This window comes from Phaeovulum molybdatiresistens (genome assembly GCF_023544865.1).
Classification (GTDB): Bacteria; Pseudomonadota; Alphaproteobacteria; order Rhodobacterales; family Rhodobacteraceae; genus Pontitalea.
The window spans coordinates 127,410-147,472 of the sequence record NZ_JAMJFX010000001.1; the positions used below are offsets into that span (position 1 = coordinate 127,410).

Here is a 20,063-nt window from a genome sequence, read left to right on the forward strand (position 1 = left end):
GGCCGTTTTTCACGCCGGTCACGCGATCACCATGCCAAGCGTTGCGCCAAAGCCGCGCCCCGGGCCATTGGCGCAACGCGGGGGTTTCACGTCTTTCCCTGCCGCGCGCCGCGGTATAACGCAAGACAAGCGGCGCTCCGGCGCCAGGGATGATCGCAGCGAAAGAGGAGGCAGGATGAGCATGCATGTGAAAGGGCGGATCGCATTTCAGGGCGAACCGGGCGCCTATTCCCATCAGGCCTGCCGCCAGTCGCGCCCCGCGATGGAGGCCCTGCCCTGCGCCACCTTCGAAGAGGTGATCGAAACCGTCCGCAAGGGCGAGGCCGATCTGGCGATGCTGCCGGTGGAAAATTCCACCTACGGGCGCGTGGCCGACATCCACCACCTGCTGCCCGAAAGCGGCCTGCACATCGTGGATGAGGCCTTTGTGCGCGTCCACATCAACCTGCTGGCGGTGCCGGGCGCGAAGATCGACCAGATCGAGGCCGCGATGAGCCATACCGTCCTGTTGGGCCAGTGCCGCAGCTTCCTGCGCCAGCACAACCTGCGCATGATCACCGGCGCCGATACCGCCGGATCGGCCAAGATCGTGGCCGAACAGCGTGACCCGAAGGTGGCGGCGCTGGCCTCGGAACTGGCGGGGGAAATCTACGGGCTGGACTGCATCGCCCGCCATATCGAGGACCGGCAGAACAATACCACCCGCTTTCTGGTGATGGCGCGCGAACCCGACCTGAAACGTCGCGCCGACCGGATGATGACCACCTTCGTCTTCCGCGTGCGCAACATTCCGGCCGCGCTTTACAAGGCGATGGGCGGGTTCGCGACCAATGGCGTGAACATGACCAAGCTGGAAAGCTATATGGTGGACGGCAATTTCACCGCGACCCAGTTCTATGCCGACATCGAGGGCCATCCCGATGACACCAACGTGCGGCTGGCGCTGGAGGAATTGGGCTATTTCACCTCATCGCTGACGCTGCTGGGCGTCTACCCTGCCGATCCGCGCCGCCACGGCTGATCGCGGGGGGCGGTTCAGCCGGCGGGCCGCACCTCGATGCTGCGGGCGAAGGCGCGGATCTGATCGGCATATCGGCGCCGCAGATTGGCCCGCCCCAGGCGCGCCGCCTGCACCAGAACCCGCGCGCGCAGGCTGCGCGGGCGCAGGGTCAGCTCGACATGCATCCGCGTATGCGCCCGCGACAGCGGCAGCAGCGACACCACCAGCAACAGGTCGAAATTCGGGGAAATCCCGCCATATTCCACCCGCTCGGGCCGGTCAAAGCGGCGGATGTCGCCGATCAAAATGCGCTGCTTGCCGCGAAAGCGGAATTCGATTTCCCAGGTCATCCCCGCCCCGGGTTCGGCCCGTTCATCCAGACGCCGCAGGCTGACGCCTTCCCGCGCCGCCATGCGTTCAAACCGCGCGATGTCGGCAAGCGCATCAAAGACCGCCTCGGGCGTGGCGGCCACATCCTCGCGGCTGGAAAACTTCATGCGAACCCTCGTACTGCACCGGACCGAACCGGCGCCCTTGTGCCGTCAACCCAGCCCATCCGCAAGCCAGTGACGCAACAGCGCCCCCGCGATCGCACCGCGCCGGGGCGGGCGGATCTGCGGATCGGCGCCGGCAAAGATCGCGGCCAGACGTTCGCGGCTGACCCACAGCGCATCTTCAAGTTCCACCGGATCCAGCGTGATCGCCTCGGTCTCGGCCAGGCCCTGACAGCCCAGCATCAACGAGGCCGGAAACGGCCAGGGCTGCGAGGCGACATAGCGCACCGCCCCCACCGCCACGCCGGTTTCCTCGCGCACCTCGCGGCGCACGGCGGCCTCTAGGGTTTCGCCCGGCTCCATGAAACCCGCCAGGCAGGAATACATCCCCGCAGGCCAGCCCGGCGACCGGCCCAGCAGGGTCTTGTTCGCGCGCGTGACCAGCATGATCACCACCGGATCGGTGCGCGGAAAATGCGACACGCCGCAAGACGGGCAACGCCGCTGCCAGCCCGCCTGCACCGGGTCGGAGGCCGCACCGCAGGCCGCGCAGAACCGGTGCGTGGCATGCCAGCCGATCACCGCCCGGGCGGTCGCGGCCAGTTCCGCCTCGCGCGCGGACAACAGGCCCATGCGGGCGCGCAATTCGGCAAAGACATGGCCTTCGGGCAGATCGGGATGGACCTGTTCGGACGGGTCAAGGAAACCGGCCTCGGGCAAGGGGCCTTCGGGCGTCCAGCCCGACAGGTCCAGCGCAAAGCGCGGGCAATCGTCGGAAATGCCCAGCAGAATGGGCGGCTGGCCCGCATCGCGCAGCGCGCGATGGCCGGCCTCAACCCAGCCCAGCCCCGCGGCATCGGGCGCAAACAGCGGCTTGCCGCGCCACAGCGGCAAAACGCGCGCGCGCGGGTCCGACAAAAGCCGCGCCACCGCCGCCGGATCGCCACGCAGTTCCGCCGCACGTTCCAGCCCCGAATCGGCGAAGGCCATGTCCTGAAGCACCGTCCCGTATCGCATCCGCATCCCCCAATTGCCCGGCCCGATCTTGCACATTGCCCGCGCCCTGACCAGTGGGCCCGTGGGCAGGATCAAAATGGCAATTTCGTACTGGCGCGGCGGCAAATTTCGCCTTAAGGTTGTATTCGTCAGGTGTTGCATAAGTAATGGTGAACCCGCGCATGCGCCGGGAGTTTAGGACGAGTTTGACACATCAGGGCAAACCTGACCCAACCGCCGCCGGACAGGGCCTGCCCGATGCCCGGCGCGCGGCCCCGGTTGGCACGCGATTGCAGCTGCGGGTGCTGGAAACCAGCGACCTGCACATGAACATCCTGCCCTATGACTATTTCGCCGACCGCCCCTGTGACGCGCGGGGCCTTGCGCGCACCGCCACCCTGATCGCCGCCGCCCGCGCCGAGGTGGCCAATTGCCTGCTGCTGGACAATGGCGATTTCCTGCAGGGCAATCCGCTGGCCGATCATGTCGCGCGCACCTGCCTGGGGCGCAAGACGCCCAACCCGATGATCGCGGCGATGAACCACCTGGGCTATGATGCCGGGACGCTGGGCAACCACGAATTCAACTATGGCCTGCCGGTGCTGGAACGCGCGCTGCGCGATGCCGCCTTTCCGCTGGTCTCGGCCAATGTGGCGCGCGCGATCGGCGCCGATCCGCAGGGCGATGACACCTTCGTGCCGCCCTGGGTGCTGCTGGACCGGCGCTTGCGCGACGCACAGGGGCGCGAAATTTCGTTCCGGATTGGCGTGATCGGCTTTGTGCCGCCGCAGATCAGCGACTGGGACCGCGATCACCTGCAGGGCCGTATTGTCACGCGTGACATCGTGCAGGCCGCGCGCGCCCATGTGCCCGCGCTGCGCGCCGCAGGGGCCGATCTGGTGATCGCGCTGGCCCATACCGGCATCGGCGCGCCCGGCGCGGCGAACCGGGGGGAACAGGATGCGCTGGAACTGGCGGGGGTTGCGGGCATCGATGTGCTGCTGTGCGGTCACAGCCACCTGTCCTTCCCATCCACCCAGGCGCCGATGACCGCGGGGATCGACCCCGAACGCGGCGCCATCGGCGGCAAGCCCGCGCTGATGCCGGGGTTCTGGGGGTCGCATCTGGGGGTGCTGGATCTGGATCTGGTGCAGGACCCCGGGGGCTGGCGCGTGGCCGATTTCCGGGGCCAGCTGCGCCCGATCAGCACCCGCGGCCCCGATGGGGTGGCGCGCGCCACCACACCGGCCTGCCCCCGCATCACGGCGCTTGCACAGGCCGCGCATGACGAAACCCTGGCAGAGCTGCGCCGCCCCGTGGGCCGGACCGCGGCGCCGATCCACAGCTTCTTCGCGCTGGTCGCGCCCGATGCCGCGCTGACGCTGGTGGCGCAGGCGCAAGCCGCCCATGTCGCGCAGCGTCTGGCCGGGCGCCCCGAGGCGGCGCTGCCGCTGCTGTCGGCGGTGGCGCCGTTCAAATGCGGCGGGCGCGGCGGGCCGGATTTCTTCATCGACATTCCCGCAGGCCCGCTGCTGCGCAGCCATGTCAGCGATCTTTACATCTATCCCAACACGATCAGCGCGGTCGCGGTTTCGGGCGCCGATCTGGCGGAATGGATGGAACGCGCCGCAGGCCTGTTTTGCCAGATCACGCCGGGGCAGACCGATCAGCCGCTGATCGACCCGGATTTTCCCAGCTATAATTTCGATGTGATCGCCGGGCTGAGCTATCAGATCGACCTGACGGCCCCGGCGCGCTATGCCCCCGATGGCCGGCTGGCAAATCCCGGGGCGCGGCGCATCCATGCGCTGTGCCATCAGGGCCGGCCCGTCGCCCCCGGGGCGCGCTTTGTCGTGGCGACGAACAATTTCCGCACCGGGGGCGCGGGGCATTTCCCCGGCGCCACCGGCCCGGCGCTGGATCTGGGCGCCCCCCTGCCGGTGGCCACGGCACTGCTGGCCGAAATCGTCCGCCGCGGCAGCGTCACCCCCAGCGCCGCCCCGGTCTGGCGCTTTGCGCCGGTTGCCGGGGCCACGGCGGTCTTTGACACCAGCCGACACGCTGCCACGGTGCCCCTGCCCTCGGGCCGGTTTGACCTGCTGCGCGACGCCCCGGCCCCGGCGGGTTTTGCCCGCTTTCGCCTGCACCTGTGATCGCCACCCGCGCGCGCCGCCTTTTCCCGATTGCTTCCTTGCGAATCCGCCCCGCCCCCCCTATATCACCGCGTGAGAGGTTGGCGCGGGCGAGCGCCTCGCCAACCCGGTCAGGTCCGGAAGGAAGCAGCCGCAACGAGCCCCGCTTGGGTCGCTGTCCAGCCTCTCACCCCCACCCTCTGCGATCGGTTTGACTTGACCGCCCCGCCGACTAGACTGCCGGCGAATTTCAGGAGCGCGCCGCATGTCCGAGACGCCAGAGACCGGCTATCAGGTTCTCGCCCGCAAATACCGCCCCGCCACCTTTGCCGATCTGATCGGGCAAGAAGCGATGGTGCGCACGCTGAAAAACGCCTTTGCGGCCGACCGGATCGCCCATGCCTTCGTGATGACCGGGGTGCGCGGCGTGGGCAAGACCACCACCGCGCGGATCATCGCCAAGGGGCTGAACTGTGTCGGCCCCGACGGCACCGGCGGCCCCACGACCGAACCCTGCGGCACCTGCGAACATTGCAAGGCCATCGCCGAGGGCCGCCATGTCGATGTGATGGAAATGGACGCCGCCAGCCGCACCGGCGTGGGCGACATCCGCGAAATCATCGAAAGCGTGCATTACCGGGCCGCCAGCGCGCGCTTCAAGGTCTATATCATCGACGAGGTTCACATGCTGTCCACCAGCGCCTTCAACGCGCTGCTGAAGACGCTGGAAGAACCCCCCGCGCATGTGAAATTCATCTTCGCCACCACCGAGATTCGCAAGGTTCCGGTCACGGTGCTGTCGCGCTGTCAGCGGTTCGATCTGAAGCGCATCGAGCCCGAGGTGATGATGGCGCATCTGTCCCGCATCGCGGGCCTTGAGGGCGCAAGCCTCGCCCCCGATGCGCTGGCGCTGATCACGCGGGCGGCCGAAGGGTCAGTCCGCGACGCCATGAGCCTGATGGATCAGGCGATCGCGCATGGCGCGGGCGAAACCACCGCCGATCAGGTCCGCGCGATGCTGGGGCTGGCCGATCGCGGCCGGGTGCTGGACCTGTTCGACATGATCCTGAAGGGTCAGGCGGCCGAGGCGCTGGCGGAACTGGCCGGGCAATATGCCGATGGCGCCGATCCGATGGCGGTGCTGCGCGATCTGGCCGAAATCACGCACTGGATTTCCGTCATCAAGATCACGCCCGAAGCCGCCGAGGACCCGACCGTCCCCCCCGACGAACGCACGCGCGGCCAGGCGATGGCGGCCGCGATCCCGATGCGGGTGCTGACGCGGATGTGGCAGATGCTGCTGAAGGCGCTGGAAGAGGTCGCGGCGGCGCCGAACGCGATGATGGCCGCCGAAATGGCGGTGATCCGGCTGACCCATGTGGCCGACCTGCCCGACCCGGAAACCTTGCTGAAACGCGTCCAGCAGGGGCCGGGCGCGGGCGCCCCGGGCCGCGGCCCGGCACCGGGTGGCGCGCCGGTGCATGGGGCGCCGGTGGCGATGGGCGGGCCTGCGACCATGGCCGGGCCCGTGGCGCGCGGCCCGGTCACGTCGTCCGGCGCGGCGACGGCGCGGGCGGTGGCACCGGAAACGGCGCTGGCGCGCTTTGCCCGCTTTGAAGACGTGCTGGACCTGGTGCGCAAGATGCGCGACGTCAAGCTGCTGCTGGATATCGAAAACCACCTGCGGCTGGTGCATTACGCCCCCGGCCGGATCGAGTTTCAGCCCACGGGCAACGCGCCGCGCGATCTGGCGCAGGTTCTGGGCGCGCGGCTGCAGGGCTGGACCGGCGCGCGCTGGGGCGTGTCGGTCGTGGCCGAGGGCGGCGGCGAAACCATCGCCGAGGCGCGTGACGCCGACCGGCGCAAGGCCGAGGCCGAGGCGCAGGACAACCCCCTGGTGCAAGCGATCTTCGCCGCCTTTCCACAGGCGAAATTCGAGGATATCCGCACCGCCGAGGCCCTGACCGCCGAGGCCCGGGCCGAAGCCCTGCCCGAGGTCGAGGACGAATGGGACCCTTTCGAGGACAATTGAGGAGAGCGTGATGTTCAAGGGACTGGGCCAGCTTGGCGACATGGCCAAGATGATGAAGGCCGCCAAGGACATGCAGGACCGCATGGCCAGCCTGCAGGAAGACCTGGCGCAGCTGACCGTTCAGGGCGAATCCGGCGCGGGGCTGGTGCGCGCCACCGCCACCGCCAAGGGCGAGCTGACGGGGCTGTCGATCGACCCGTCGATCCTGGTGGCCTCGGAAAAAGAGGTGGTCGAGGATCTGATCCTGGCCGCGATCAAGGATGCGCAGAAGCGCGCCGCCGAACGCGCGCAGGCGGAAATGGCCAAGCTGGCGCAGGAATTGGGCCTGCCGCCGGGCATGAACCTGCCGGTCTGAGGCCGCCTTGGCCCGCGCGGCGGATGATATCGAGGCGCTGATCGCGCTGATGGCGCGGCTGCCGGGGCTTGGGCCACGCTCGGCCCGGCGGGCGGTGCTGCATCTGCTGCGCAAGCGCGCGGCCCTGATGGCGCCGCTGGCCGCCGCGATGGCCCATGTCGCCGAAACCGCGCGCGATTGCGCGATCTGCGGCAATATCTCTTCGGGCGAGATCTGTGAGATCTGCGCCGATCCCGCCCGCGCCACCGGTGAAATCTGCGTGGTCGAGGATGTGGCCGACCTGTGGGCGATGGAACGCGGGCGCGCCTTCAAGGGCCGGTATCACGTTCTGGGCGGCACGCTGTCGGCGCTGGATGCGGTGGGCCCCGAGGATCTGGGCATCCCGCGGCTGCTGGACCGGATCGGGGCGGAAGGCGTGCGCGAGGTGATCCTGGCGCTGAATGCCACGGTCGAGGGCCAGACCACCGCCCATTACATCGCCGAGGCGCTGGAGGGGCGCGACATCGCCATCACCAGCCTGGCGCAGGGTGTGCCGATCGGGGGCGAGCTGGATTACCTGGATGACGGCACGATTCAGGCGGCCTTGCGCGCAAGGCGGCGGTTCTGACCCTTTGCACCATTGATCCCCCGCCGGTGCGGGACTATCACGGGGCTAGGCCCCGCGGGCACACCCCACCGACCCCGCCGCTTTTGCAACCGCACGAGAGCCACGCATGAACCGCCTCTATCACGTCACGCTTTCGCCCTTTTGCCGCAAGGTCCGCCTGACACTGGCCGAGAAGAAGATCGAGGTGGAGCTGATCGAGGAACGCTACTGGGAACGCAGCACCGAATTCCTGCGCCGCAACCCGGCCGGAAAGGTGCCGATCCTGCGGATGGATGGCCGCGTCATGGCGGAAAGCCAGGCGATCTGCGAATTCATCGAGGAAACCTGTCCCACCCCGCCCCTGATGCCGCGCGACCCCGAGGCGCGCTATGAGGTGCGAAGGCTGTGTGCCTGGTTCGACGACAAGTTCAACGACGAGGTCACCCGCAAGGTGATGGGGGAACGGGTCTGGAAGAAGGTGATGAAGCTGGGCTATCCCGACAGCAAGACCGTGAAATCGGGGCTGGGGGCGATCAAGTATCACCTGGATTACATGGGCTGGCTGCTGGATCAGCGCCGCTGGCTGGCGGGCGATGTGATGACGCTGGCCGATTTCGCCGCCGCCGCGCATTTAAGCTGTCTGGACTATATCTCGGACGTGGATTGGGACCGGTCGGCCAATGTCAAGGACTGGTATGCCAAGATCAAGTCGCGCCCGGCCTTCCGGTCGCTTCTGGCCGATCAGCTGCCGGGCCTGCCGCCCGCGCCGCAATATGCAGAGCTTGATTTCTGATCGGGCGCGCGGGCGGGACGCGGCGGGGGCGCTGCCCCCGCACCCCCGAGGTATTTGCGGCAAGATGAAAGGCGCATCGTGACGGATTTGAAGGCGCGGCTGATCGGCAAGGCCCTGCAAGAGGGGTTTTCCAAGGCGCGCATCTGTCGGCCCGATGCCATCCCCGAGGCGGCCGCGCGGCTGGAGGCCTTTGTGGCGGCAGGGATGCATGGGCAGATGGGCTGGATGGCCGAGCGGATGGGCTGGCGCGGCGATCCGGCCGCGCTGTGGCCCGAGGCGCGTTCCGTCGTGATGCTGGCCGAGGTCTATACCCCCGAGGCCGACCCGACCGCAGTTCTGGGCCGCCCGGACCGGGGGGCCGTGTCGGTTTATGCGCAGGGCAAGGATTATCACGATCTGGCCAAGCGGCGGCTGAAGCGGGTTGGCCGCTGGCTGTTGGATGAGGCCGGGCGTGCGGGCCAAACCGCCGGGATCAAGGTCTTTGTCGATACCGCGCCGGTGATGGAAAAGCCGTTGGCGCAGGCGGCGGGGCTGGGCTGGCAGGGCAAGCACACCAATCTGCTGGCGCGGGATCTGGGCAACTGGTTCTTTCTGGGGGCAATCTTCACCACGCTGGACCTGGCGCCCGACGCGCCCGAGGTGAGCCATTGCGGATCGTGCCGGGCCTGTCTGGACGCCTGCCCGACAGGGGCCTTTCCCGCACCCTACCAGCTGGATGCGCGGCGCTGCATTTCGTATCTGACGATCGAGCACAAGGGGCCGGTGGACCCGGACCTGCGCGCGCGACTGGGCAACCGGATCTATGGCTGTGACGATTGTCTGGCGGCCTGTCCCTGGAACAAGTTCGCCGCCGCCGCGCATGAAATCGGCTATGCCCCGCGAGAGGTCGATGCGCCGCTGTTGGCGGAGCTTGCGGTGCTGGACGATGCCGGGTTTCGCGCGCGCTTTGCCGGCAGCCCGATCAAGCGCATCGGGCGCGACCGGATGGTGCGTAACGTTCTGTATGCAATCGGCAATTCCGGCCTACCCGCGCTGGCCGAGGTGGCGGCGGGACTGACCGCGGACCCAGACCCGGCGGTGGCCGATGCCGCCGCCTGGGCGCTGGCGCGGCTGCGCAAGCCCTAACTTTGCCATGATCGACTGGCAATCGAAACCGGATTGTCATCAAAGTTGCACCACAGATCCTTCCATGACCCTATTGCTTGCCTTTTTGGGCTACATCGTCTTTGCCAGCCTGTTCACCTTTCTGGTCTTTGCCGTGGACAAGCGGCGCGCGATCCGCGGCGACTGGCGCATTCCCGAGCGGACCTTGCTGTGGCTGTCTTTCTGGGGCGGCTCGCCGGGGGCCAAGGCCGCGCAGGCGTTGCTGCGCCACAAGACCAGAAAGCAGCCCTTCGCGCGACGGCTGAACCAGGTCATCGCGATACAGGGGGTGATCGGGGTTCTGGCCTTCACGCCCGCGGGGGCGCATCTGCACGACGCCGGAACCACGGTGGTGCAGCGGTTTCAGGAAGAGCTGGCCACCGCCCTGCCCGAACCGTCGCGCGAAAAATCCTTGCCGCGCCGGTTCGGCCCGGGGTCGTGATCCCGGGGGCTTCCCTTTCGCGCGGGTGTGGGTAACCTGCCGCCATGTCACCGCTTCGGGGTATCCTTCTTAAAATCGCCTCGGTCCTTGTGTTCATCGCCATGTCGGCGCTGATCAAGGCCACGGCGGCGCATGTGCCGGCGGGTGAGGCGGTGTTCTTTCGGTCCTTCTTTGCGATCCCGGTGATCCTGGTCTGGCTGGCCTGGCGACACGAGCTTGGGTCCGGCCTGCGGGTCGCGCAGCCGATGGGCCATGTCTGGCGCGGGGTCGTGGGGACGGCGGCGATGGGGTTCGGCTTTGCCGGCCTTGGCCTGTTGCCGCTGCCCGAGGTCACCGCGATCGGCTATGCCGCACCTCTGCTGACGGTGGTCTTTGCCGCGATGTTTCTGGGCGAGGAGGTGCGGTTGTTCCGGCTATCGGCAGTGGCGCTGGGGATGGTGGGGGTGCTGATCGTGCTGTCGCCGCGCCTTGGCACCTTTGGCGCCGCCACCGAGCGTGAGATGCTGGGCGCGGTGGTGGTGCTGGTGGGCGCGGCCTGTGCGGCACTGGCGCAGGTTTTCGTGCGCAAGCTGGTGGCCACCGAACGCACCTCGGCCATCGTGTTCTGGTTTTCGGTCACCGCCTCGGCGCTGTCGCTGGTCACATTGCCCTTCGGTTGGGTTCTGCCATCGGCATACGAAGCGATGCTGCTGGTTTCGGCGGGGCTGTTGGGCGGGTTGGGGCAGATCCTGCTGACATCCTCTTACCGGCATGCCGATGCCTCGATCGTGGCGCCGTTCGAATATGTCTCGATGATCTTCGCGCTGGCGATCGGCTTTGTCTTCTTCGATGAGGTGCCGACGCTGGTGATGCTGGGCGGCGCGGCGCTGGTTATCCTGGCGGGGGTGCTGATCATCTGGCGCGAACGCCAGCTGGGGATTGAACGCGCGCGCCAGCGCAAGGCGATGACCCCGCAGGGTTGAAAACCGCCCGTTCGCGCCCGCGCCGCAACTTGGGGATGAAATTCCGCGCGCAGGGCCCTATACTTTGGGCATGCACAGCTGAAGGAGGATCAGATGGGCCGACATATCATCGACCGCGCCACGCCCCGGGCCGAAGGCACCCGCGTGAAAACCTATCTGGATATGGATCGCAAAAGCGGGCTTCACCCGGCGATCCGCATCCTGTCACAGCGCCCCGCCACCCGCGGGGACGACGGGCGCAAATTACGCGAATTCGCCCGGATCGAACGCGGCCAGCGGGCCTGATCCGGGGATGGGTGGGCGCCGGACGCCCACCCGCCTTGCGATTAGCTGCGCACCAGCTTTTCGTAAGAGGCTGCGATGTCCAGCGTCAGCGCGCCGACCTCGAAAGTGTAATCCCCGATCTGGCCGATCGGCGTGACCTCGGCGGCGGTGCCGGTCAGCCAGGCCTGCTGGAAGCCTTCCAGTTCCGACGGCTCGATCCGGCGTTCATGCACGGTGATGCCCTTTTCCTTCAGCATCTGGATCACGGTCTGACGGGTGATGCCGTTCAGGAAGCAATCGGCCAGCGGGGTGTGCACCTCGCCATCCTTGACGAAGAAGATGTTGGCGCCGGTGCATTCCGCGACATAGCCGCGCCAGTCCATGAACAGCGCATCCGAACAGCCCTTGGCCTCGGCCGCGTGCTTGGACATGGTGCAGATCATGTAAAGGCCCGCCGCCTTGGCCGCGACCGGGATGGTTTCGGGGCTGGGGCGCTTCCATTTGGCTATGTCGATCTTGGCGCCCTTGGTCTTGGCGTCGCCGTAATAGGCGCCCCATTCCCAACCGGCGACCGCCAGCCGCACCGGGTTGCGCTTGGCCGAAACGCCCATGTCATCGCCCGCCCCGCGCCAGGCCACCGCGCGCACATAGGCGTCGGTCCAGTTGTTGGCCTTCAGCATGGCATATTTCGCCTCTTCGATCTGCTCGACCGAATAGGGGATTTCCATGTCCAGCAGGTTTGCCGACATGCGCAGACGTTCGGAATGTTCCACGGATTTGAAGATCTTGCCGTTATAGCAGCGTTCGCCCTCGAACACGGACGAGGCGTAGTGCAGGGCATGGGTCAGGATATGGACCTTGGCATCGCGCCATTCCACCAGCTTGCCATCCATCCAGATCCAGCCATCGCGATCGTCATAAGCACCGGCCATCTTGTCCTCCTTCGGAACCCGATTTGCAAATGTTGCGCCCGATTGGTCCGTTTCGGACATAAAGTTGCGCAAATTTAGCGGATCGGTAACAATTGATTCTTGGAAAGTCAACAACGCTGACATAAAATCGCGGCAAAGCGAGGGGGCACAATGGCCGACACCGGGGTTCAGGGCGGGGAAGCCCTTCTGTTTCTGACCGATGAGCAGTTGCGCCGCGGCATCGAGGCGATGTTCTTTGCCTATCGCGGCTTCACCGCCGACCCCGACAAGATCCTGGAACAGATGTCCTACGGGCGCGCGCATCACCGCGCGATGCATTTCATCAACCGCCAGCCGGGGCTGACCGTGACCACGCTTCTGTCGGTTCTGGGGGTGACCAAACAAAGCCTGAACCGCGTGCTGCGCACCCTGATCGAGGACGGCCTGGTCGAAAGCCGCGTGGGCCGCAAGGACAAGCGCGAACGCCACCTGTTCCTGACCGCGAAGGGCGCCGATCTGGAACGCGAACTGTCCGAGGCGCAGCGCGGGCGGATGCGTGCAGCCTATCGCGCCGCCGGCCCGCAGGCGGTCGCGGGCTTCCGCCAGGTGCTGGAGGCGATGATGGACCCCGAGATGCGCCGCCACTTCGCGACGATGCGGGACGGCGCCTGATGTCGGGCGGCGGGGCGGGCAATCAGCCGGGGGTGCATCTGCTGATCGTGGATGATGACGAACGCATCCGCGGCCTTTTGCAGAAGTTCCTGATCCGCAACGGCTTTCTGGTGACCGCGGCGCGCGATGCGGCACAGGCGCGGCGCCTGCTGGAGGGGTTGGAATTCAACCTGATCGTGCTGGATGTGATGATGCCGGGCGAGGATGGGCTTAGCCTGACGCGCGATCTGCGGCGCCGTCTGGACACGCCGATCCTTCTGTTGACCGCGCGCGGCGAAACCCGCGACCGGATCGAGGGGCTGGAGGCGGGGGCCGATGACTATCTGCCCAAACCCTTTGAACCCAAAGAGCTGTTGTTGCGCATCAACGCGATCCTGCGCCGCGCCCCGACAGAGGTGCCGACGGGCCCCAAGGCGCTGCATCTGGGCCCGCTGCGCTATGACCCGGACCGGGGCGAATTGTGGCAAGGCGACGTTCCGGTGCGCCTGACGGCGACCGAGGCGGCGTTGATGCGCATCTTTTCCGCCCGCGCGGGCGAGGTGGTCAGCCGCACCGAACTGATCGAGGAACTGGGCCGCGACCGGGGCGGCACCTCAGATGAGGGCGGCGGGGACCGCGCGGTGGACGTGCAGATCACCCGGCTGCGCCGCAAGATCGAACCCGACCCGCGCGAGCCGCGATTCCTTCAGACGGTGCGCGGGCTGGGCTACATGCTGTCCCCCGAATAGGCCCGCCGCCCGTGCCGTGCCACCGCGCGGGCAAAACTGCGGCAAATTGGCTATCGCGCTGCAGCATTTCAACCCCGCTGCGCGCTATTGTCTTCTGGACTGACAGGGATGTGATTGCTAATAGGTCGGCCATGTTTGGCGGCACAACGTGCGGCCCGGCAAGTCGTATCGGCCCACCCAAGGCCCGGGAAGGAGAGATTTCGTGTCCCACGCTGAAGAACACGCAGGCACCCGGAGGGATTTCCTCTACTACGCGACCGCAGGAACGGGCGCCGTCGTCACCGGCGCGGCCGTCTGGCCGCTGGTCAACCAGATGAACCCCTCGGCGGATGTGCAGGCGCTTGCCTCCATCTTCGTCGACATCTCGGGCGTCGAGCCTGGCACGCAGCTGACGGTGAAATGGCGCGGCAAGCCGGTCTTCATCCGCCGCCGCACCCAGGAAGAGATCGACAAGGCGCGGGCCGAAGACAATGCCGCCGACATCATCGACCCGCTGGCGCAGAACGCCAACAAGCCCGGCGCCAGCGCCGCGGATGAAAACCGGTCGCTGGACGAAGCGGGCGAATGGCTGGTGATGATCGGCGTGTGCACCCACCTGGGCTGTGTGCCGATCGGCAATGGCGCGGGCGAATTCGGCGGCTGGTTCTGCCCCTGCCACGGGTCGCATTACGACACCTCGGGGCGCATCCGCAAAGGCCCCGCGCCGCGCAACCTCGACATTCCGGTGGCGCAGTTCACCGATGACTCCACGATTCTGCTGGGCTGAGGGAGAGCACCATGTCCGGAATTCCGCACGACCATTACGAGCCCAAGACGGGCATCGAACAGTGGCTGCACAAGCGCCTGCCGATCGTGGCGCTGGCCTATGACACCATCATGATCCCCACGCCCAAGAACCTGAACTGGTGGTGGATCTGGGGGATCGTCCTTGCGTTCTGCCTTGTGCTGCAGATCGCGACCGGCATCGTTCTGGTGATGCATTACACCCCGCATGTCGACCTGGCCTTCGCCTCGGTCGAACATATCATGCGCGATGTGAACGGTGGCTGGGCGCTGCGCTACATCCACGCCAACGGCGCCTCGCTGTTCTTCCTGGCGGTCTATATCCACATCTTCCGCGGTCTGTTCTACGGGTCCTACAAGGCCCCGCGCGAAATCACCTGGATCGTGGGCATGATCATCTATCTGTGCATGATGGGCACCGCCTTCATGGGCTATGTGCTGCCCTGGGGCCAGATGTCCTTCTGGGGCGCGACCGTGATCACCGGCCTGTTCGGCGCGATCCCGGGCATCGGCGAGCCGATCCAGACCTGGCTGCTGGGCGGCCCGGCGGTGGACAACGCGACGCTGAACCGCTTCTTCTCGCTGCACTACCTGCTGCCCTTCGTGATCGCCGCGCTGGTCGCGGTCCACATCTGGGCCTTCCACACCACCGGCAACAACAACCCCACCGGGGTTGAGGTGCGCCGCACCTCGAAGGCCGAGGCCGAAAAGGACACCCTGCCCTTCTGGCCCTATTTCGTGATCAAGGATCTGTTCGCGCTGTCGCTGATTCTGCTGGTCTTCTTCGCGGTCGTGGGCTTCATGCCGAACTACCTGGGCCACCCCGACAACTATATCGAGGCGAACCCGCTGGTGACCCCCGCCCATATCGTGCCGGAATGGTATTTCCTGCCGTTCTACGCGATCCTGCGGGCCTTCACCGCCGATGTCTGGGTCGTGATCGCGGTGGAATGGGTGACCTTCGGCATCGTCGACGCCAAGTTCTTCGGCGTGCTGGCGATGTTCGGCGCGATCGCCGTGATGGCGCTGGCGCCCTGGCTGGATACCTCGTCGGTGCGTTCGGGCCGCTATCGCCCGATGTTCAAGTGGTGGTTCTACCTGCTGGTGATCGACTTCATCGTTCTGATGTGGTGCGGCGCCATGCCGGCCGAGGAACCCTATGCCTCGATCTCGCTGATCGGTGCGGCCTACTGGTTCGCCTATTTCCTCGTGATCCTGCCGCTTCTGGGCGTGATCGAAAAGCCGCTGCCGCAGCCGGCCACGATCGAGGAAGATTTCAACGCGCATTACGGCGCCGACGCGACCCCGGCCGAGTAAGGAAAAGGACCGATATCATGAAAAAACTTCTGATCTCTGCCGTTTCCGCGCTGATGCTCGGGTCCGGCGCCGCGCTGGCGGCGGGTGCCGAAGGCCATGTCGAAGATTTCGCCTTCAGCTTTGAAGGCCCGTTCGGCACATATGATGAACAGCAGCTGCGCCGCGGCTTCCAGGTCTATCGGGAGGTCTGCTCGTCCTGCCACGGCCTGCAATATGTGCCGCTGCGCACGCTGGCCGACACCGACGGCCTGGGCATGGACCCCGCTTGGGTCCGCGCCTATGCCGCCGAGCTGGATGAGGTGATGGATGCCGAAACCGGCGAGCCGCGTCCGCGCAAGGAAACCGACATGTTCCCCACCCGCTCGGGTGAGGGCATGGGGCCGGACCTGTCGCTGATGGCCAAGGCGCGCGTGGGCTTCCACGGGCCCTATGGCACCGGCATCAACCAGTTCTTCCGCGGCATCGGCGGGCCGGAATATATCGCCTCGCTGCTGACGGGTTACACGGGTGAGGAGAAAGAGGAAGCCGGTTCCTATTTCTACGAAAACCACACCTTCCCCGGTGGCTGGATCGCGATGGCCGCGCCGCTGATGGATGACCTGATCGAGTATGAGGACGGCACCCCCGCCACGGTTGAAAACATGGCGACCGATGTGGCGGCCTTCATGATGTGGACGGCGGAACCCAAGATGATGGCGCGCAAGCAGATGGGCTTTGTCGCGGTCATCATGCTGACGGTGCTGACGGCGCTGCTCTATCTGACCAACAAGCGGATCTGGGCGCCCCACAAGGGCCGCCACGTCTGATCCGGCCGACATGGCCCCCGAACGCGCCCCACCGGGGCGCGTTTTCTTTTGGTCATGGCGCTTGCCGCGTCGCCACGATAGGCTGGCGGCAAATCCGGAAAGGAAGACCCATGGCCGAACCCCGCGCCCCGCGCCTGTGCGTCCTGATCGACGCCGACAACGTCCCCGCCAGCTATGCCGAGGCGATCTTTGAAGAAATCGCCAGCCTGGGCGAGGCCAGCGTGCGGCGCATCTATGGCGACTGGTCGGCGCAGCGTCTGGGCAAATGGGCCGAGCGGGTCGCGGCCCTGGGCCTGGTTGCCGATCAGCAATTCGCCAATACCAAGGGCAAGAACGCGTCCGACATCGGGCTGGTGATCGCGGCGATGGATTTCCTGCATTCGGGCCTGTTCGACGGCTTTGTTCTGGTGTCCTCGGACAGCGATTTCACCCGCCTGGCCGCGCGCATCCGCGAACAGGGGCTGGATGTCTATGGCATCGGCGAAAAGAAGACGCCCGAAGCCTTTCGCATGGCCTGCAAGCGGTTCATCTATGTCGAGAACCTGGGCGCCGAAGAACCCGCCACCCGCGATGAACCGCGCCCCGGCGGCGCCGAATCCCCGCGCGGCAAGGAGCCCGCCAAGAACGCGATCCCGCTGATCGTGGCGGCGATGCGCGCCATCGGCGGGGATGAGGAATGGTATTCCTTGGGCCAGATCGGCCAGTTCATCACCCAGGCCAATCCCGACTTCGACACCCGCAGCTATGGTGCGGCGAAGCTGTCGGATCTGATCAAGAAAACCGGCCGGTTTGAGGTGCAGCACGGCCCCGGCGGCCAGCTGACCGTGCGCGATCTGGCCTAGCCGCGTCTGCCATAGCGCGCCATGAACATCTGCACCGCGCCCTCGATCACGCGGGCGCGGTCGGGCGCCGGGCAACAGGGGCTGACGCCGAACAGCAGGCGGGCGTGGATATCGGCCTTGCACAATTCGGCGAACTGATCGGCGGCCAGGTCGAAATCCTCGATCGCCAGCTCGCCCCGCCCCGCCGCCTGGCGCAGGTAATCCACCAGCCGTTCGCGCACCAGAAGCGGCCCGGACTGATAGAATTCACGCCCAAGCGCGGGAAAGCGGTCACTTTCGGCCACGCAAACGCGATAGACGCGCGTCCCGAATTCCGAGGTCATGAAGGCGATGATGCGTTCGGCCGCTGCGCGCAGCACCTGTTCAGGTGGCAACGCGGGATCGATCAGTTCCACCGCAGCATCGGCCTGGCGGCGGCATTCGGTCTTGGCGACCTCCATGAACAACAGGCGCTTGTCGGGGAAATAGCTGTAAAGCGTCGCCTTGCTGACCCCCGCCTCGCGCGCGATGTCATCGACGCTGGCCCCTTCGAAGCCGTCCCGCAGAAAGACCGTCCGCGCGCCGTCCAGCACCTGGTCGAACTTGCGGCCCTTGCGGATGGCGGGGTCGGTCATGGCGGTTCCTTCCGGTGGTGATGCACGGCGGCACCCCCAGCATAGACTGATCGGTTCAGTTGGGGCAACGGCCGATCGTCACACCCCGGGCGCCCGCAGCACCCCCAGCGCGCGGGCCAGGCGCGGCGCTTTGTGGCGCAGGACGCCGCAAAGCGCGTAATGGGCGAAATACCACGTCGCCAGCGGCAACGGCAGGCCCAGGTGAACGCGATACATCGCCCAGGTCCCCCGCGCGGCCCGCCCCTTGCCTGCGGACAGCGTGGCATGGCCGTGATGATAGATGCACAGCACCTCATTCAGGCCGGCCGCCTCGGTGCCGCTGCGCAAAAGCGCGATCAGGAAAGCGAAATCCTGCCGCCGGCGCAACGCGGGCATCCGCCGCGCGCCCAGCCAGGCGCGGTCGATCATCACGGTGGAAAAGCCCATGACATTGGTTTTCAGGAAGGCCGGCATGGCAATCCGCCGCGGCAGGCCGATGGCCTCTTGGTCCCCGGTCAGATCGTTATGGCGCAGATAGGCGGTGGCGGCGATCCGCGCGCCGGTGGTCTGCAGAAAGGCGGTCTGGCGGGCCAGCTTTTCGGGCAGCCATTCGTCATCGGCATCCAGAAAGGCCAGCCAGCGCCCCCGCGCCGCGTCGATCCCGGCATTGCGCGCAGGCCCCGCGCCGCGATTGCCGGGCAGGCGGATCACCCGGATGCGCGGATCGGCCAGATAGGGCGACAGCGCGTCCAGGCTGGCATCGGTGGACCCGTCATCCACCACGATCGCCTCCCAGTCGGTCAGGGTCTGCGCCTGGACCGAGGCCAGCGCACGCCCGATGACCCCGGCGGCGTTGTGACAGGGGATGATGACGCTGACCTCGGCCAAGGTCAGCCGATCCGCCCGCGCGCGCCGCCGGTCTGGCCGCGATCCATGAGCAGATGATCCAGGATCACGCAGGCCATCATCGCCTCGGCCACCGGAACCGCGCGGATGCCGACGCAGGGATCGTGGCGGCCCTTGGTCACCACCTCGACCTCTTCGCCCGCCACGTTGATCGACCGACGCGGCGTCAGGATCGACGAGGTCGGCTTGACCGAGAAACGCAGGATGATCGGCTGGCCGGTGGTGATGCCGCCCAAGATTCCGCCGGCATGGTTGGTCAGGAATTCGGGCCCGTCCGGCCCCATGCGGATTTCGTCGGCATTGTCGATGCCGGTCAGGCCCGCCGCCGCCATCCCCTCGCCGATCTCGACGCCCTTGACGGCGTTGATCGACATCATCGCGGCGGCCAGGTCGGTATCCATCTTGGCATAGATCGGCGCGCCAAGGCCCGGGGGCACACCCTCGGCCAGCAGCTCGATCATCGCGCCGACGGAACTGTGGCCCTTGCGGATCGCGTCCAGGTAATCGGCCCATTCATCGACCACGGCGGCATCGGGAATGAAGAAGGGATTGCGCAGAATCTCATCGCGGTCGAACCGTTCGCGGCTGATCTGCTTGGCGCCCATCTGCACCATGTAGCCGGTAATCCGCAGATCGGGCACCAGCGCCTTCAGCACCGCCTGCGCCACGCCCCCCGCCGCCACCCGCGCCGCGGTTTCGCGCGCGCTGGACCGCCCGCCCCCGCGATAATCGCGCAGGCCGTATTTCTGGTGATAGGTGATGTCGGCGTGACCGGGGCGGAACTGGCGCGCGATTTCGCCATAATCCTTGCTGCGCTGATCGGTGTTTTCAATCATCAGCTGGATCGGCGTGCCGGTCGTGCGCCCTTCGAAAACGCCCGACAGGATGCGGACCTGATCGGGTTCCTGGCGCTGGGTCGTCATCTTTGACTGGCCCGGCCTGCGGCGGTCCAGGAAGACCTGGATGAAATCTTCGGAAATCTCGATCCCCGGGGGGCAGCCATCCACCGTCGCGCCGATCGCGGGCCCGTGGCTTTCGCCCCAGGTGGTGACACGGAACAGGTGACCGAAGGTATTGAAACTCATCACAGCTCTCCTCTCGCCCCACGGCATAGCGGCGCAGGGGGGCTGGCTCAAGCGATTTCCCTTGCGAAAGGCCACGGCGGGCCTATGTTACGGCCCACCTCGGGGTGCCCGGCTGGGCTGAGATGCGGCAACGCGAACCCGTTGAACCTGAACCGGTTAAGACCGGCGGAGGGAAGGTAGCACGGGGCATCCCCGGCCTGACCCCGCCCGTCAGCCATTGG

At 66.9% G+C, this 20,063-nt stretch carries 22 protein-coding genes, 1 other RNA gene and 1 riboswitch; of the genes, 17 read left to right on the forward strand and 6 right to left on the reverse strand.

Annotation, left to right across the window (positions count from 1 at the left end; genetic code table 11):
* The first annotated feature begins 187 nt into the window (after nucleotides 1–187).
* Nucleotides 188–1,021: a prephenate dehydratase gene (locus MXB90_RS00600; RefSeq protein WP_250040534.1), complete on the forward strand. Its 834-nt coding sequence runs from the start codon at nucleotides 188–190 to the stop codon at nucleotides 1,019–1,021.
* Between the two features lie 14 nt (nucleotides 1,022–1,035).
* On the opposite strand, the gene MXB90_RS00605 is transcribed toward MXB90_RS00600, so the two are convergent.
* Both MXB90_RS00605 and nudC read right to left on the reverse strand, forming a co-directional pair.
* Complete coding sequence (locus tag MXB90_RS00605) at nucleotides 1,036–1,497, reverse strand: SRPBCC family protein (protein WP_250039740.1); 462 nt, start codon at nucleotides 1,495–1,497, stop codon at nucleotides 1,036–1,038.
* Between the two features lie 45 nt (nucleotides 1,498–1,542).
* Complete coding sequence (nudC, locus tag MXB90_RS00610; protein ID WP_250039744.1) at nucleotides 1,543–2,511, reverse strand: NAD(+) diphosphatase; 969 nt, start codon at nucleotides 2,509–2,511, stop codon at nucleotides 1,543–1,545.
* 185 nt (nucleotides 2,512–2,696) lie between these two features.
* Between nudC and MXB90_RS00615 the strand changes: the two genes are divergently transcribed.
* From MXB90_RS00615 to MXB90_RS00660, 10 genes are all read left to right on the forward strand, one after another.
* Nucleotides 2,697–4,643, forward strand: coding sequence for a bifunctional 2',3'-cyclic-nucleotide 2'-phosphodiesterase/3'-nucleotidase (locus MXB90_RS00615; RefSeq protein WP_250039746.1), 1,947 nt, complete (start codon nucleotides 2,697–2,699; stop codon nucleotides 4,641–4,643).
* Between the two features lie 74 nt (nucleotides 4,644–4,717).
* Nucleotides 4,718–4,814: signal recognition particle sRNA small type (ffs, locus tag MXB90_RS00620), an RNA gene on the forward strand.
* A 73-nt stretch (nucleotides 4,815–4,887) separates the two neighbouring features.
* Entirely contained in the window at nucleotides 4,888–6,654 is a 1,767-nt protein-coding gene (locus MXB90_RS00625) for a DNA polymerase III subunit gamma/tau (protein ID WP_250039748.1), read from the forward strand.
* Between the two features lie 10 nt (nucleotides 6,655–6,664).
* Entirely contained in the window at nucleotides 6,665–7,009 is a 345-nt protein-coding gene (locus tag MXB90_RS00630; RefSeq protein ID WP_250039754.1) for a YbaB/EbfC family nucleoid-associated protein, read from the forward strand.
* Nucleotides 7,010–7,016: 7 nt separating this feature from the next.
* Nucleotides 7,017–7,616, forward strand: coding sequence for a recombination mediator RecR (recR, locus tag MXB90_RS00635; protein WP_250039759.1), 600 nt, complete (start codon nucleotides 7,017–7,019; stop codon nucleotides 7,614–7,616).
* 106 nt (nucleotides 7,617–7,722) lie between these two features.
* On the forward strand, nucleotides 7,723–8,388 hold the full coding sequence (gene fzlA / locus MXB90_RS00640; RefSeq protein WP_250039768.1) for an FtsZ-binding protein FzlA: 666 nt from the start codon (nucleotides 7,723–7,725) through the stop codon (nucleotides 8,386–8,388).
* A gap of 78 nt (nucleotides 8,389–8,466) precedes the next feature.
* Nucleotides 8,467–9,513 (forward strand): tRNA epoxyqueuosine(34) reductase QueG, encoded by a 1,047-nt coding sequence (gene queG / locus MXB90_RS00645; RefSeq protein ID WP_250039770.1) that lies wholly within the window; start codon nucleotides 8,467–8,469, stop codon nucleotides 9,511–9,513.
* Between the two features lie 64 nt (nucleotides 9,514–9,577).
* Nucleotides 9,578–9,973, forward strand: coding sequence for a DUF1294 domain-containing protein (locus MXB90_RS00650; protein ID WP_250039772.1), 396 nt, complete (start codon nucleotides 9,578–9,580; stop codon nucleotides 9,971–9,973).
* A gap of 44 nt (nucleotides 9,974–10,017) precedes the next feature.
* Nucleotides 10,018–10,935 carry a DMT family transporter gene (locus tag MXB90_RS00655; RefSeq protein ID WP_250039774.1) on the forward strand — a complete coding sequence of 306 codons (918 nt, stop codon included), beginning with the start codon at nucleotides 10,018–10,020 and terminating at the stop codon, nucleotides 10,933–10,935.
* A gap of 93 nt (nucleotides 10,936–11,028) precedes the next feature.
* Nucleotides 11,029–11,220 carry a hypothetical protein gene (locus MXB90_RS00660; protein ID WP_250039777.1) on the forward strand — a complete coding sequence of 64 codons (192 nt, stop codon included), beginning with the start codon at nucleotides 11,029–11,031 and terminating at the stop codon, nucleotides 11,218–11,220.
* A gap of 41 nt (nucleotides 11,221–11,261) precedes the next feature.
* On the opposite strand, the gene MXB90_RS00665 is transcribed toward MXB90_RS00660, so the two are convergent.
* Nucleotides 11,262–12,131, reverse strand: coding sequence for a branched-chain amino acid aminotransferase (locus MXB90_RS00665; protein WP_250039780.1), 870 nt, complete (start codon nucleotides 12,129–12,131; stop codon nucleotides 11,262–11,264).
* A 150-nt stretch (nucleotides 12,132–12,281) separates the two neighbouring features.
* Between MXB90_RS00665 and MXB90_RS00670 the strand changes: the two genes are divergently transcribed.
* The 6 genes from MXB90_RS00670 to MXB90_RS00695 all read left to right on the forward strand — a co-directional run bounded on the left by MXB90_RS00670 (nucleotide 12,282) and on the right by MXB90_RS00695 (nucleotide 17,258).
* Nucleotides 12,282–12,782 (forward strand): MarR family winged helix-turn-helix transcriptional regulator, encoded by a 501-nt coding sequence (locus MXB90_RS00670; protein WP_250039794.1) that lies wholly within the window; start codon nucleotides 12,282–12,284, stop codon nucleotides 12,780–12,782.
* Entirely contained in the window at nucleotides 12,782–13,510 is a 729-nt protein-coding gene (locus MXB90_RS00675; protein WP_250039796.1) for a response regulator, read from the forward strand. The genes MXB90_RS00670 and MXB90_RS00675 overlap by 1 nt, the downstream gene beginning before the upstream one ends.
* A gap of 202 nt (nucleotides 13,511–13,712) precedes the next feature.
* Nucleotides 13,713–14,276, forward strand: a complete 564-nt coding sequence (gene petA / locus MXB90_RS00680; protein ID WP_250039798.1) for a ubiquinol-cytochrome c reductase iron-sulfur subunit — start codon at nucleotides 13,713–13,715, stop codon at nucleotides 14,274–14,276.
* An 11-nt stretch (nucleotides 14,277–14,287) separates the two neighbouring features.
* Complete coding sequence (gene petB / locus MXB90_RS00685; RefSeq protein ID WP_250039809.1) at nucleotides 14,288–15,610, forward strand: cytochrome b; 1,323 nt, start codon at nucleotides 14,288–14,290, stop codon at nucleotides 15,608–15,610.
* Between the two features lie 14 nt (nucleotides 15,611–15,624).
* Nucleotides 15,625–16,416: a cytochrome c1 gene (locus MXB90_RS00690; RefSeq protein WP_250040543.1), complete on the forward strand. Its 792-nt coding sequence runs from the start codon at nucleotides 15,625–15,627 to the stop codon at nucleotides 16,414–16,416.
* A gap of 110 nt (nucleotides 16,417–16,526) precedes the next feature.
* Nucleotides 16,527–17,258 carry an NYN domain-containing protein gene (locus MXB90_RS00695; RefSeq protein WP_250039811.1) on the forward strand — a complete coding sequence of 244 codons (732 nt, stop codon included), beginning with the start codon at nucleotides 16,527–16,529 and terminating at the stop codon, nucleotides 17,256–17,258.
* On the opposite strand, the gene MXB90_RS00700 is transcribed toward MXB90_RS00695, so the two are convergent.
* The 3 genes from MXB90_RS00700 to aroC form a co-directional block, all read right to left on the reverse strand.
* Nucleotides 17,255–17,872, reverse strand: coding sequence for a TetR/AcrR family transcriptional regulator (locus tag MXB90_RS00700; RefSeq protein ID WP_250039812.1), 618 nt, complete (start codon nucleotides 17,870–17,872; stop codon nucleotides 17,255–17,257). The two genes, MXB90_RS00695 and MXB90_RS00700, sit on opposite strands and share 4 nt — an antisense overlap.
* Nucleotides 17,873–17,950: 78 nt before the next feature.
* Entirely contained in the window at nucleotides 17,951–18,739 is a 789-nt protein-coding gene (locus tag MXB90_RS00705; RefSeq protein WP_250039813.1) for a glycosyltransferase family 2 protein, read from the reverse strand.
* A gap of 2 nt (nucleotides 18,740–18,741) precedes the next feature.
* Nucleotides 18,742–19,842: a chorismate synthase gene (gene aroC / locus MXB90_RS00710; RefSeq protein WP_250039814.1), complete on the reverse strand. Its 1,101-nt coding sequence runs from the start codon at nucleotides 19,840–19,842 to the stop codon at nucleotides 18,742–18,744.
* Between the two features lie 90 nt (nucleotides 19,843–19,932).
* A riboswitch (TPP riboswitch) is annotated at nucleotides 19,933–20,033 on the forward strand.
* Nucleotides 20,034–20,063 lie beyond the last annotated feature (30 nt).

Excerpts from the sequence above, each read along its gene's own strand:
- MXB90_RS00630 (WP_250039754.1), top strand. The coding sequence starts at position 6,665 with ATGTTCAAGGGACTGGGCCAGCTTGGCGACATGGCCAAGATGATGAAG.
- fzlA (WP_250039768.1), top strand. The coding sequence starts at position 7,723 with ATGAACCGCCTCTATCACGTCACGCTTTCGCCCTTTTGCCGCAAGGTC.
- MXB90_RS00675 (WP_250039796.1), top strand. The coding sequence starts at position 12,782 with ATGTCGGGCGGCGGGGCGGGCAATCAGCCGGGGGTGCATCTGCTGATC.
- MXB90_RS00650 (WP_250039772.1), top strand. The coding sequence starts at position 9,578 with ATGACCCTATTGCTTGCCTTTTTGGGCTACATCGTCTTTGCCAGCCTG.
- MXB90_RS00670 (WP_250039794.1), top strand. The coding sequence starts at position 12,282 with ATGGCCGACACCGGGGTTCAGGGCGGGGAAGCCCTTCTGTTTCTGACC.
- MXB90_RS00700 (WP_250039812.1), bottom strand. The coding sequence starts at position 17,872 with ATGACCGACCCCGCCATCCGCAAGGGCCGCAAGTTCGACCAGGTGCTG.
- MXB90_RS00625 (WP_250039748.1), top strand. The coding sequence starts at position 4,888 with ATGTCCGAGACGCCAGAGACCGGCTATCAGGTTCTCGCCCGCAAATAC.
- MXB90_RS00695 (WP_250039811.1), top strand. The coding sequence starts at position 16,527 with ATGGCCGAACCCCGCGCCCCGCGCCTGTGCGTCCTGATCGACGCCGAC.
- MXB90_RS00660 (WP_250039777.1), top strand. The coding sequence starts at position 11,029 with ATGGGCCGACATATCATCGACCGCGCCACGCCCCGGGCCGAAGGCACC.
- petB (WP_250039809.1), top strand. The coding sequence starts at position 14,288 with ATGTCCGGAATTCCGCACGACCATTACGAGCCCAAGACGGGCATCGAA.
- MXB90_RS00655 (WP_250039774.1), top strand. The coding sequence starts at position 10,018 with ATGTCACCGCTTCGGGGTATCCTTCTTAAAATCGCCTCGGTCCTTGTG.
- MXB90_RS00665 (WP_250039780.1), bottom strand. The coding sequence starts at position 12,131 with ATGGCCGGTGCTTATGACGATCGCGATGGCTGGATCTGGATGGATGGC.
- nudC (WP_250039744.1), bottom strand. The coding sequence starts at position 2,511 with ATGCGATACGGGACGGTGCTTCAGGACATGGCCTTCGCCGATTCGGGG.
- MXB90_RS00605 (WP_250039740.1), bottom strand. The coding sequence starts at position 1,497 with ATGAAGTTTTCCAGCCGCGAGGATGTGGCCGCCACGCCCGAGGCGGTC.
- aroC (WP_250039814.1), bottom strand. The coding sequence starts at position 19,842 with ATGAGTTTCAATACCTTCGGTCACCTGTTCCGTGTCACCACCTGGGGC.